This is a genomic window from Salinisphaera sp., assembly GCF_035690525.1.
Classification (GTDB): domain Bacteria; phylum Pseudomonadota; class Gammaproteobacteria; order Nevskiales; family Salinisphaeraceae; genus Salinisphaera.
On the sequence record NZ_DASSKM010000201.1, the window covers coordinates 19,092 to 31,377 of the forward strand.

General features: G+C 60.5%; 14 protein-coding genes. 5 read left to right on the forward strand and 9 right to left on the reverse strand.

Features of this window, described 5'->3' with window-relative positions:
- Window positions 1-40: 40 nt before the first annotated feature.
- The 4 genes from VFJ08_RS15575 to VFJ08_RS15590 all read right to left on the reverse strand — a co-directional run bounded on the left by VFJ08_RS15575 (window position 41) and on the right by VFJ08_RS15590 (window position 4,115).
- On the reverse strand, window positions 41-1,159 hold the full coding sequence (locus VFJ08_RS15575; RefSeq protein WP_324998148.1) for a substrate-binding domain-containing protein: 1,119 nt from the start codon (window positions 1,157-1,159) through the stop codon (window positions 41-43).
- Entirely contained in the window at window positions 1,140-2,174 is a 1,035-nt protein-coding gene (locus tag VFJ08_RS15580) for an ABC transporter permease (RefSeq protein ID WP_324998149.1), read from the reverse strand. The genes VFJ08_RS15575 and VFJ08_RS15580 overlap by 20 nt, the downstream gene beginning before the upstream one ends.
- 666 nt (window positions 2,175-2,840) lie before the next feature.
- Entirely contained in the window at window positions 2,841-3,596 is a 756-nt protein-coding gene (locus VFJ08_RS15585; RefSeq protein WP_324998150.1) for a Mut7-C RNAse domain-containing protein, read from the reverse strand.
- A 24-nt stretch (window positions 3,597-3,620) separates the two neighbouring features.
- On the reverse strand, window positions 3,621-4,115 hold the full coding sequence (locus VFJ08_RS15590; RefSeq protein ID WP_324998151.1) for a metallophosphoesterase family protein: 495 nt from the start codon (window positions 4,113-4,115) through the stop codon (window positions 3,621-3,623).
- 346 nt (window positions 4,116-4,461) lie between these two features.
- Here VFJ08_RS15590 and VFJ08_RS15595 point away from each other — a divergent pair, with 346 nt between their 5' ends.
- Window positions 4,462-4,887, forward strand: coding sequence for a DUF3015 family protein (locus VFJ08_RS15595; protein WP_324998152.1), 426 nt, complete (start codon window positions 4,462-4,464; stop codon window positions 4,885-4,887).
- A gap of 14 nt (window positions 4,888-4,901) precedes the next feature.
- Here the strand turns inward: VFJ08_RS15595 and VFJ08_RS15600 are convergent, their stop codons facing one another.
- Entirely contained in the window at window positions 4,902-5,228 is a 327-nt protein-coding gene (locus tag VFJ08_RS15600; protein ID WP_324998153.1) for a hypothetical protein, read from the reverse strand.
- Window positions 5,229-5,495: 267 nt separating this feature from the next.
- On the opposite strand from VFJ08_RS15600, the gene VFJ08_RS15605 reads away from it, so the two are divergent.
- From VFJ08_RS15605 to VFJ08_RS15620, 4 genes are all read left to right on the forward strand, one after another.
- Window positions 5,496-5,993: a DUF2147 domain-containing protein gene (locus VFJ08_RS15605; RefSeq protein WP_324998154.1), complete on the forward strand. Its 498-nt coding sequence runs from the start codon at window positions 5,496-5,498 to the stop codon at window positions 5,991-5,993.
- Window positions 5,994-6,105: 112 nt separating this feature from the next.
- The gene (locus VFJ08_RS15610; RefSeq protein WP_324998155.1) at window positions 6,106-6,900 is read left to right on the forward strand and encodes a phytanoyl-CoA dioxygenase family protein; all 795 of its coding nucleotides are present in this window, start codon (window positions 6,106-6,108) and stop codon (window positions 6,898-6,900) included.
- Between the two features lie 3 nt (window positions 6,901-6,903).
- Window positions 6,904-7,311: a DUF4174 domain-containing protein gene (locus VFJ08_RS15615; protein WP_324998156.1), complete on the forward strand. Its 408-nt coding sequence runs from the start codon at window positions 6,904-6,906 to the stop codon at window positions 7,309-7,311.
- A gap of 106 nt (window positions 7,312-7,417) precedes the next feature.
- On the forward strand, window positions 7,418-8,779 hold the full coding sequence (locus VFJ08_RS15620; protein ID WP_324998157.1) for a wax ester/triacylglycerol synthase family O-acyltransferase: 1,362 nt from the start codon (window positions 7,418-7,420) through the stop codon (window positions 8,777-8,779).
- 118 nt (window positions 8,780-8,897) lie between these two features.
- Here the strand turns inward: VFJ08_RS15620 and VFJ08_RS15625 are convergent, their stop codons facing one another.
- The 4 genes from VFJ08_RS15625 to VFJ08_RS15640 form a co-directional block, all read right to left on the reverse strand.
- Window positions 8,898-10,034, reverse strand: coding sequence for an ABC transporter ATP-binding protein (locus VFJ08_RS15625; RefSeq protein ID WP_324998158.1), 1,137 nt, complete (start codon window positions 10,032-10,034; stop codon window positions 8,898-8,900).
- Entirely contained in the window at window positions 10,031-11,086 is a 1,056-nt protein-coding gene (locus VFJ08_RS15630) for an ABC transporter ATP-binding protein (protein ID WP_324998159.1), read from the reverse strand. Before VFJ08_RS15630 ends, VFJ08_RS15625 begins: the two co-directional genes overlap by 4 nt.
- A 70-nt stretch (window positions 11,087-11,156) precedes the next feature.
- A complete protein-coding gene (locus VFJ08_RS15635) occupies window positions 11,157-11,459 on the reverse strand; it encodes a hypothetical protein (RefSeq protein ID WP_324998160.1) in 303 nt (100 codons plus the stop codon).
- Window positions 11,456-12,229 carry a carbohydrate ABC transporter permease gene (locus VFJ08_RS15640; protein ID WP_324998161.1) on the reverse strand — a complete coding sequence of 258 codons (774 nt, stop codon included), beginning with the start codon at window positions 12,227-12,229 and terminating at the stop codon, window positions 11,456-11,458. The genes VFJ08_RS15635 and VFJ08_RS15640 overlap by 4 nt, the downstream gene beginning before the upstream one ends.
- Window positions 12,230-12,286: the final 57 nt, after the last annotated feature.

The window sequence follows — 12,286 nt, forward strand, 5'->3', positions numbered from 1 at the left end:
CGGCGGCCTGAGGAACCGTCCTCAAGCCGCATCGACGCGTTCATTGATTTATGATCGAAGCCTGCTTCTTGGCCGGCATTTGGGACGACAGATAGATGTCTCCGGGAAGATTCGGGCGACACTGCACCTCGTTGGGTTTACCTGTGACCGAATTCTCGAACACCCGCGACTGGAAAGTTGCGCTGTCCGGAACCTGACCCTTGGTGGCCTTGGCCACGGCCCAATGAACGGCCAATCGAACGTTGTCGATGCCGGTCGTCACCGTGAATAATTTGAACTTTGGGTTGTTTTTATGGTGGTTTTTCCAGAAACAACCGAGCGAATTCCCATCGGTAGTGGCGATCGCGGGTATGGAACGGCCGAATTTCTTGAAGACCGAAAGCGCACCCACCAACGACGGGCCGAAGTCTGAAACGATCACGTCGATCTCGTCGTGTTTCGAGATCTCCGAGGCCAAGACCCGCTGGGTCAGGGCCGGATCCCAGTTCGTTACGTCGTACGGATGCGTATTGATGAACTTGTACGAGGGCCCCAGGACCGATTTCATACCCTCGAGCTCTTCGGCGCCTTGACTGTTGCCGGCCGGACCGCTGATGAACAGAATGTTACCGCCGTCAGGCAGAATCTTTTGAATCCAATGGGCCCAATGCTTACCATCGCTTTTAAACGAGGTGCCCACGAATTTCGTGTAGTTCTTACCGGCCTCACCACCAACATGCACCCGGTAAGGAACTACCACGCGACCCGCCTCGTAAGCACTGGTAAGAGCCGGAAGAACCGCCGGCCCGGCATCACCGAATACGATCAGCGCGTCAAAGCCTCGCGCCGTCATGCTCTTGATATCGGAAATCGCCTGCTGGGTACTGCCGTGACCATTGGCGTACTCGAATTTAGTCACGCTCGGACATTTGCTGGCTTCGTTATGAGCGATGTTCTTGGCGATAAGCTTCCAGCTATTGCCGCCCATACCATCGAGATAAGCCAACGATGCTTCTTTCGGCCCGCACCAGGAAGGGCCAGGTCCTTTACTAGCCTGCGCGTCGTTATTCGCAGCCTGACCCGTCGAGTCCTGAGAATCGGATCCAGAGCAGCCCGACAGGAAGGCCAGCGCCAAGCTCGTAGCGACCACGCCGGCTAGGCTAGGTAGCGACATTTTCATAACTATTCTCCTTTAACAATCGGTTTTTGGTTTTTTTCGTGATGCTCGACCAGCGAACCGAATAGACAGCGATCCCGAAACCCAAGGCCAACGCCTGAATAATGGTCTGCGCGGAGTAGGGCACGCCGATCGCCAGCGCAAACTGACCTAGCTGAGTAAGGAAAAAGGCGGCAATGACCGTGGATACCGGAAAACCACGGCCACCCAGCAGCGAGGTGCCGCCTAGCACGACGACGGCCACCGACGGCAACAGCAATGTGTCGCCCTGAAAGGCCGTCGGCTGACTGATAATGCCGGCCAGCAGGAAACCGGCGAACACATACAGCAGCTGCGCGTACGTATACGCCATCATCTGATGCAGTCGTACGCGCAGACCCACCGCATTCGCGGCGCGGGGATTGGCGCCGATCGCCTCGAACCGACGCCCGGCCACCGTCTTTTTCATGACGACGACGATCACCGCGAGAAGGGCCAACGCAAAGTAGACGGAGTGGCCAACGCCGAACGTCTGACCGCCGGCGATCTCCGCAAGCAATCGTGTTGTTGCGCGCGGAACACCACCCGAAACTGCGAATACACCGGCATATAGCAGCGCATTCATGCCAATGGTCGCAATAATGGGATTGAGGCGCAGAAATCCGACGATCAAGCCGTTGACCAGGCCAGCCGCGAGAGCGCAACCAAGCGCCATGCCCGCCGCCGGAAGCAAATAAGCGCTCTGGCCTGCCGGAACATGGGTCGCAATCACGACGGCCAATGACACACCACCCGCCACCGATAGATCGAAACCGCCCTGCTGGACCACCAGCATCTGACCAAGCCCTACGATCGCGAGTATCGCGGCGAACGGAAGACTCCCCGCCAATGCACCTGAGGCCAGGCTGGAGGGCGCAAAGGTCAGGCAAATACCAATGAGAACCAGCGTCGATATAGAAACAGTAATGAACCCTTTGGCCAACGCGATACTGAAGGCGGGACGCGAACGCATCGCGCGGCCTGCCGTCTGCTCAGGCACGCTCACCGGGCGCCACCAAACTGTGTTCCAGCGTGCCGATCTGCAAGCAGGTGATGATGACGACAGGTATACGGCGTCCTAGTATCGATCGCCTGAGCCGCGTCGCATGATTGCTCACGTAGCGACCGCGAAATATGATCGAGAAACGAAGACGAGGTCGCTTGGACGCGGCATCCGTGAGCAGCCCGATCTCCGCACCGGCAATAGGCTTCAGGCGTTGTATGCACGTGTCCACTCCTCCTTTCGTGTCGCGTCATTGCGCGACGACTGACTGCCCATCTAAACGATGCAATCATCGTGGGCTTTGTTATGGCTTTATCCTCGACAAGCGCGAGCTAGAGGTCCAATTCTATTTTTCGGGCTCATTTATATTTAATAAAAATAAATAGGCCGCCTTTCGGGTCGTCGGCAACGGTAGAGGCCGAGGAAGCCAGTGCACGGTTGGATCGACAAACTATGCGGTCGATCTCGGCATTCGAGTGCTGGCGGCGTGGTATTCCGGCTGCTGGACAGCCTGGGTATCGACTGGATGCTTCGAGGCAGCCGAATATGGGCGCTTGTCTGAGCGCGCATCGTTCGAACGGCTATTCGGACCTCATGCTGATAGGCGACGAGATGCTGCGTTACAGCGCCGCCATAATCCGTTTCGCGGCCATCGACAATCGTCTAGTCGCGCTTGACGATCCGGTCGGCGCTGCCGAGCCGCGCCAGCCGATCGAGCCAGGCCCGAACATCACGGGTGTGGCTGCCGGACCAGAACAATTTGTCGCAGGCCGGGCACAGTGCGAAGCGTTCGTAGTAGCGCCGGGTCAGCGGCGCCAGCCGGTGGACGATGTCGGTCTTATCGACCGCCGCCAGCGGCGTGTTGCAATCGCTGCACCGGCTGAACGGCGCCATACGCGCGCCGAGCAGGAAATGGATGGCGATATCGTCGAGCTGGACGTGCGGATCGTCGGCGCGCACGAAGCGGCCGTGAACCACGCGGGCGCGCTTGAGCAGGCCGCGATCGCGCGTGAGCAGAATACGGCGTTGTTCGTCGGCGATCGCGGCCAGCGTGGCGTCGTCGCAGTCATTGCTATAACGGGTGTCGAAGCCGGCCAGCCGCAGATAGCGCGCCAGCCGGCCGAGATGGGTGTCGAGCACGAAACGCGGCGGATCGGGCGGCGCCTCGCGCAGCCGCGACCGGCACCCGGGCCGGCTCGGCGCGACCACGACGTCTGCTTCACTGCCGATATCCAGAACCGTGCTGCCGTTATCGACGCAGCCGTCGATACGGATCGCGCCGATCTCGGTATGCGGTACGCCACAGGCTTCGATAATGTCCTTGATATTCGCCCGGCGCGCTAACGCCTCATGGCGCGTGGCACCGCGCTGTGCCGGGGCAAGAAAATCGCCGAGTTCTCCAAGAAAACGGATTCGCATGATTCGAAACGATTCGGGTGTCGGCTAGCGCCGGCGGAGCTTGCCGGCCAGTGGCTCGAAGATCACCGGCTCGACCCGCCAGCCGTCGTCGACGATACGCAGTTCGATATAACCCGGCCCGCCGTAGGCACGGCTCTTGCCGGCCGCGCCCGGGTTGAGCAGCCAGGGCGCGGCCTCGGTCTCGAGCACGCGACGATGACTATGGCCGCAGACGATGGCGCGGGCATGAGGAAATTCGGCGCGCAGCCGGCGGTGCCGGGTCCTCGACGGCCACTGGTGGCCGTGCATGACCGCGAGTCGGCCGCCGGGCAGATCGCGGCTGGCGGATTGCGGCCAGGGGCTGTCGTCCGGGTCGTTGTTGCCGGCGACAATTAGAAGCTCATCGGCGCGGCCGGCCAACGCGTCGACGACGGTCTCACCGACGTCGCCAGCATGCACGATCAGCGCGGCGCCGGTCGCACACTCGGCGATCCGGGGGTCGAGAAAGCCGTGGGTATCGGCAAGAATCACGACACGCATCGCGCTATTGATCCAGCAATAGCGCCGCCGAGCAAGGCGACGTAGCTCGTCCGAGCAACCAAAATCGACAGGACCGGGCGCGAAAACATAGCGTTCCACGCGTGAGTGCGCCGTAATCATGCGGTGTTAGGCCAAACCCCAGGCCTGATCCCAGGTTAAACCCCAGACCGGCTCGCCGTGCGGCAAAACCACCGGCGCCCCGTCCGCCGGCCCGGCCTCGGCGTGAACCGTCACCAAACCGCCTGCATCGGTCGCGAGCGGCGGATATTCGACGATCGGCCGTATATACCATATCGTTCCCCATTCACGGTTGAGCCTATGGTCACAAACACGCTAGCGTTGCCTCATGTCCAATCTGACGATCGAATTCCGGTATCGGCCATTGGCGCCCATCGCGTTGATGACGGCGGTGCTGATGCTGGCCGGTTGTAGCGCCCTGTCGTGCACGACGCGCCGTGCCGGCCAGGCCTCCGTAACGACGCTCAAGGGCGTGGCGCACATCAGCCGGGCGACCGGCAATGCCTCTGTCACCGCGCCCGATACGCCCCGGTATGCCGACGCGAGAGCATTCGTGCGATCGCAGCGAAAGCAGCTGGCGCGCCAAGCGGCGGCCGGCGGGGGTGAAGATATCGCTGCGCTGGCCATTCTATTGAATAAACCGGACAGTCGAGTTCTTGCACGCTGGATGCAGGCCCATTACCGCTCGCTGTTCAGCGATCGGTCGGTCTCGGCATCTACAATTGTGTCGCGAATCGACGCGCAGGCTGGATAGCGCGTACATTTGGCTTAATTTTTAAGGAAGGCATCGGAAATGAAAAAAGTTATTTTGGTTACCGCCGCCGTGGTGCTGTCCGCCGGTCTGTCGGCCTGTGGCAACAGCGATAGCGGCAGTGACAATTCCGCGTCGAACAACAGCATGTCCTCGAACTCGATGTCCGGCAACAGCATGAGTTCGAATTCCATGTCGGGTGGTTCAATGTCCGGCAACTCCATGAGCAACAATTCAATGAGCGGCGGCTCGATGAGTAATAACTCAATGAGTGGCAACTCCATGAGCAACAACTCGATGAGTAATAATTCGATGAGCGGCAACTCGATGTCGAACAACAGCATGTAGAAAGCCTACGGGCTGTGCCGTATCGCTCCTTATAGCGACGCGGTCTCGCATCGAAACCGGCGCCGTTTTCGGCGCCGGTTTTTTTGCGGCGCGCGGCAAGCGAACGGCCACGCCGCCCGCCATACGCCGCTGCGTCTCGTAACCATTCGGCGCACGGTGACGAACGACGCGTGTTCGGGATAGAATCTGAAAAGATGTCGTTCATTTTCCGTTCGGATGAACGTCGCCATTCTCACCACAATAATCAACGGGAGGAGAACCTGATGCGTCTAACGTTTCTGAGCGCAGCCTTTTGCCTGGCGATCGCCGCCCTACCGGCGGTCGCGGCCGACTACCAGCCCGATGACATCACCGGCGTCTGGCGGACCAAGTTAGGCGGCTACGTCCAGCTCTACCAGGACGGCGATAGCTATTCGGGCCGGATCGTCGGCTCGTCCGACGGCAAAGCACGCTACGACAAAAAGAACCCCGACCCGGACAAAAAAGGCCGGCGCCTGCTTGGTGTCGTGATCCTGCATGGCCTGGAGTACGAAGGCGATGGCGAATACGGCGGCGGCCATATCTACGACCCGAACAGCGGCAAGACCTACAAGGCCAAGGCCACGCTCACGGGCCCGGACACGCTCGACGCCCGCGGATACATCGGCATCAGTCTGCTGGGCAAAACCCAGACCTGGCACCGTATCGACCCCAAGGCCGAGCACGTGCACCAGGACCTGCTGCACCATCCGGTCGGCGCGGCGCCGCAGCCGGAAGGCTGATCGCGACGCAAACGTCCGCACCCCGGGCCGGTGCGTGCCGCCCGGGGGACTTGTATAGTTCATACAAGACTTGGCAGTAGGCAAGTACCGCATCTCTCTTTAGAATCGACATATGACCACGCCAAGCGAGACCGCGCTGCAGCCGCATCTGACGCCGGCGCAAAACGATGCGTTTGCACGTGACGGTTATCTTGTCATGCGGCAACTGGCCAGCGCCGAGCGCATCGCCGCCATGCGCAGCCTTGCGCTCGATCACCTCGAGCGCGCGGTCGAACCTTTGGAATATGAAGCCGATGTGGCCTATCCGGGGGCCCCGGCCTCGCGCACGGCCGAGGGCGGCGATACGGTTCGGCGACTGCTCGATGCCTACGATCGCGACCCTGGGTTCGCGGATTGGGCGGCCGACGACCGGCTGACCGCCATCGTTGCCCAAATGTTGAACTCGCCCACTGTATGGATGACGCCGAACCACCACAATTGCGTGATGACCAAGGCCCCGACCTATTCCTCGGCGACCGCTTGGCACCGCGACCTGCGCTACTGGTCGTTCGCGAGTCCATATCTGGTCAACGCCTGGCTGGCGCTCGGCGACGAGACGCCGGGCAACGGCTGCATGCGGATGCTGCCCGGTTCGCACCGGATGGAGATCGGCGCGGGCCGGCTCGACGACGCCCAGTTCCTGCGCGAGGACGAACCCGTCAACGCCGAGCTGATCGCCACCGCCGAATACGCGGAGCTCGCGCCGGGGGATGTGCTGTTCTTCGATGCCGGCGTGTTTCATGCCGCCGGCGCCAATACCGGCGCCGAACGCAAGTTGGCCGTGGTCACCAGCTATTTCGGCCGCGACAACGCGCCGGTGGCCGGCACCCGTTCGGCACGCCGGCCGGCCATCCAGGTCCGCGAGTAGTCGATGCGCAAATGGTTGCTCGCAGCCCTCCTGGCCGCGGTCTTTATCACCGGCTGCAGCCATGCGGACGCCGGCGCCGTACCCTCGTTGAAGGGGCAATATCGAGTCATCGCCGTATTCGCCGGCAACCCGCAACGGGCGGTGGATTTGAGCAACGCGTTCAAAAGCTCGCCGGGGCTTGAGAAACGCGATATCGCCTGGTTCGTGCTGGGACCGTCCCGGATCACCTCGAACATCGACGCCGTGCCGGATCGGGCCACGCTGGAGAAACTGCATACGGTGGACGGTTTTCAGGCTGTGCTGATCGGCAAGGACGGCAAGCTCGAGGCGAGCCAACTCGGCGGCCTCAATATCCAGGGCCTGATCGACGTGATCGACCAAGTGCCGTTGCGCCGGCGGAAAATGCAGTAGCGATACGCCGAACCAATTCGGCGACACGCCACATATCCGGCGCGGGATTCGCACCGCGCGGGCGCTCGCGCTAGGCTGGACGAACGTTTCCTGCCGCAGACGATGCATGTCGATTGTCGACCCCGTCAGCCAGATATTCCTGCGCCTAGAGCGTCGCAACCAGCCGATGCACGTTGGCGGCCTGCAACTGTTCCGGGTTCCGGGGAACGCGCCCGCCGATTATGTGCATCGGCTGGTCGATCGCGCCCGCGCCCAGAACACGATCCAGCCACCGTTCGACAAACGGCTGAAGTATCGCCTGGGCCAGCCTTTCTGGACCGACGACCACGGTTTCGACATGGAGTACCACGTCCGGCATCTGGCCCTACCGGAGCCGGGCGCGATCCGCGATCTGCTCGCGCTGGTGTCGATGCTGCACGGCGCCCTGCTGGATCGCGCCCGCCCGCTATGGGAGGTGTATGTGATCGAGGGCGTGACCGACCATCGCTTCGCCATCTATACCAAGTTTCATCACGCGATGATGGACGGCGTATCAGCCATGCGGGTGCTGCGGCGTTTTTTATCCATCGATGCCGGCGCCGAGAACTTCCGCGTACCGTGGCAGTTGCCGCCGCAATCAACCACGCGGCCGCCCTGGTCGGCCGGACTGGCCATGCTCCGGAGCGGCTATCGGCAGGCCGCGGCGCTGCCGGCGGCGGCTCGTTCGCTGTACGACGTTTGGCACGACGCGCGCCACGATCCGGATTTCACCGGTCCGGCCCAGGCTCCGGCCTGCATGCTCAATCGACCGGTGAGCGGCTCGCGCCGCTTCGCCGCCCAAGGCTATTCGCTTTCGCGTATCCACCGCGTCGCCGAAGCCTTCGGCGCCACCGTCAACGATGTCGTGCTCGCGCTGTGTTCGGCCGCGCTGCGACGCTATTTGATCGATCACGACGCCCTGCCACGCGATCCGTTGATCGCCATGCTGCCGGTCTCGCTGCACGACGACGACGAAACCACCGGCAACCGGGTCGGGCTGATCTATGCCAATCTGGCCACCGATATCGCCGATCCGGCCGAACGGCTGGCCGCGATCAAACGCAGCGTCGACTACTGGAAGCGGCGCTACAAACGTATGTCGTCCGAGCAGATCATGGCGATGGTGGCGGCCATGTCGGCGCCGGCCGGGCTGAACCTGCTGGCGGGCATCGCGCCCCGGCGCCAGTCGTTCAACGTGGTGATCTCCAACGTGCCGGGCCCGAATGAGGCCCTGTACTTCGGCGATGCCGAAATGCTCGGCATGTACCCGATGTCGATCGTGCTGGACGGCCAGGCGCTCAACATCAGCCTGGTCAGCTACCGCGACATGCTCGAATTCGGCCTGATCGCTTGTCGACGCGCGCTGCCCTCGATGCAAAACCTGCTGAAGTATCTAGGCGAGGCGCTAGACGAACTGGAACGGACAGCGGGCCGCGCGGCCGATTCGTGAAACGCCGCCGAGCGTACCGCAGGCGCCGCTCTCGATACGAACCGATCGGATGACGGGCCAATGCCAGCTCTGTGGCCGCGACGGCGTACGCATCACGCGGCATCATCTGATTCCGCGATCATTCCCCGTTTAGGGCGTCGAACGCAACGCGATTACCGTCTTCGGCGTATAGACGTACCACCGACTTTTCAAAAAGAAACCACTTTTCCGTACTCGCCGAGTCCAAATCATAGTCTGCGGACGACAACACTTTAAACTCATCGCCGCCCTCGGTGACGCAATCGAGAAACCATCGCCCGCCTCCGGCTAAAGCCGACGCCTTCACTCCTCCGCGAATCGCACCGGGTGTGGTCCGATCCACGATGCGTATCTCTTCGGGCCGTATACCAATCATCGCTGCGCCATTTTCGATCTGGCGATCCGGGTCTTTGGCACGAATCCACAGCGGCTCGGATAAAACGGAGCATTCGATACGCACGCGCGATACGTCGTCATGGCCGCACTGCCGGGCGCTCGCATCGATAAAGTTCATTCCAGGCGAGCCCAGGAAGTACCCCCCGAAAGCGCTTTCGGGATTGTTGTACACATCAACAGGGGCCGCGCTTTCGAGGACATTGCCGGTCTGCAAGAGAATAATCTTATCGGCCAGGGTCATAGCCTCGGTCTGATCGTGTGTCACATACAGAATCGTCTGGCCAATTTCTTGCGAGAGCTGCTTGATACCGCGCTGAATCTCAATCTTGGCGTCGACCGCCACATTGGTCACGGGCTCATCAAAAATAACCACTTTCGGGCGCCTTACCACGGCACGCCCCACGGCCACTTTCTGCCGGGACTCATTATCCAATCCATCCACAACGCGATTGGCCTTGGCCGTCAGATTCAGAATCGACAGCAATTGATCAATCCACTCCCGCCTTTCGCCGGAAGACAATTTCCTACGTAGGCCTTGCAGCAAAGGCAATTCCAGGTTCTCGTAAACGGTGAGCCCCCGATAAACGACCGGATACTGAAACACCATCCCGATATCCCGTCGTCCGACGGAAAGGTCCGTCACGTCTTCCCCGCCGAACAATACTCGTCCGTCATCAGGCGTTTCGAGCCCCGCGATGATGCGTAGGAGGGTCGTCTTGCCACAGCCTGAAGGACCCAGCAGACACGTCAGCGACGACTCCTCGAAAACCGCGTTAACGGCGTTGGCCGCGACGACCGAGCCATAGCGCTTGGTGACGGACGAAAGTTCGATCTTGCTCATTGCTCATTGGCCCGAAACGTGCAGTCAAGAATCCTTCCCGAGTCGAGATCGTAGGCACGGATCATGGCCGGTCGAACCCACATCTGAACCGTTCCCCGCAGGTCGTTACGCGTTCTGACCCGCGCGCTCGGCTGACAGGCGACGAGCTTGCCGGCCGCGGTCTCCAAATGAATAACCGAATCGACACCGATATCCTCGATCAGGCGCACCTCGGCCGAAAAATGCACAGCGTCCGCCGGGGCGTTCTCGTACCCGACGTGCTCCGGCCGGACCAGCAGCCTGATACGGTCGGTCGAACTCGGTACCGAACCGGGGTTTCCTACGTGCAACTCGAATAGGTCGGAAGATACCCGGCGACCCGCATCGGTTATCGGCGCCTCGATGAAATTCGCCCGCGGCAAACCGAGCACCCGCGCCATGGCATCCGTTTTCGGCGACTTATAGGCATCGACCGCGGGTGCGTTCTCCTGGATTCGGCCGTCAGCGAGCACCGCCACGTTATCGCCGAGCATCAGCGGTTCGAGCGGATCGCCCGTCAAATACAGAAAAGTCGCCCCGATCTGCTTCTGCAGCAGACGCAGGTCGAGGGCCAACTGCTCCCGCAGTTTGAAATCGAGCCCCACCAATGGGTCGTCGAGCACGTACAGGGCGCATTTTTTGACCAATCCACGCGCGATAGCCACACGCTGCTTCTGGCCGCCCGAGATCTGATCGACCCGCTTGTCGAGAAGGCTATCGATACCCAGCATTTCCGCCATGCGACGCACCTGGGATGCGGTATCGTTTTTTTTCTGCTTGGCCCGAAGCAACGGATAGGCAATGTTCTTGTACACCGACATATTCGGGAACAAGGCAAACGACTGCGGCACGTAGCCAATATGACGATTGGCCGGCTTGAGCTGGGTTATATCCTGATCCGCAATATGCACCTGGCCGGCATCGGCCCGTTCAAGGCCGCAGATAATACGTGCCAAAGTGGTCTTGCCGGTCGAAGGCAGCCCGCAGATCACCAATAGCTGCGCCTCGCCGGCGGTCACATTGATATCTTCCAAGACTCGATCGCGGCCAAAGGCTTTGCCAACCCCGATAACTGAAAGACTTTTGCGCTCAACCATGAAAAACCTAACGTCCGAGCGTGGTCAGCAAAGGAGCACTCACGATACTGATCCCGACCACGCCTCCGGTAATGATCCAGGTGATGATCAACCCCTTGACGATCCCGGCGAAGCTCGTTTCTTCAGGGAGGTTGTTAAACGTGAATCCCAACAGGACGGTCACGATCGTCAGCAGAACGCCGATGGTGTAAACGAACTGGCTGGCGCGCTGCGCGATCAACACGAGCGAGGCCAGCAGCAGAACCGCGAGTACTGTCCTGGTGTTTCTTATGAACCGCGGCGCACCCGGCGTGGGCTTGTCCCGACTCATACCTCACCTCGCACGGTTCCGAAAGTCATGCCGACCAGAAGATACTTCTGGAAGAAAAAGATCATGACGATAACCGGTATCATGTAAATAGTTGTCGTGGCGGCCATAAACGTCCAATCCACGCTGCCGCCGGAATACATGCCGGTGGCCAGCAGGCCGGGAATATTCTGCGTCGACGAACCGCCGACGATGTAGTTCACCAGGAATTCGTTCCAGACAAAAATGACATTGAAGATGAACGCTGCGATAAGCGCCGGGCGGACCTGTGGCAGAATGATGCCGAACATGATCTGCAAATGATTGGCGCCGCAGATCAACGCGGTTTCGTCGAAGCGCTGCGACACGCCGTCCAGAAACCCCTTCAGTATCCACAGCGAAAACGGAATGGAATACATCGTGTAGAAAAGAATCAGGCCGACATAGCTCCCTTTCCAATGAAATTGCACGAACATTAGAAACAATGGAATGATCACCGCGGCCGCCGGAACCATGCGCATGCTCAGCAGAAGAAACATCAGAAAATCGGAGCCCTTCGGCTTAAACCTTGAAATCGAATAAGCCGCCGCGAACGCCACTACAACCGCCAGTACCACGGAAACCACCGATAAAATCACGCTGTTGATCAACGCCGGTATGAATTCCGGGCGGTAGAGCGCGTGAACGATATTTTCGAACGTCGGACTGAAAAATACCGTGGGCACACTAGACAGCATCTGATCCGCCGACTTGAGCGAAGACAATACAATCCAGAGCACCGGCAGGAAGAACATCAGCGCGATAGCCCAGAGGCTCGCGTAATATACCGCTCGCTTGATACGCGCTCCGGT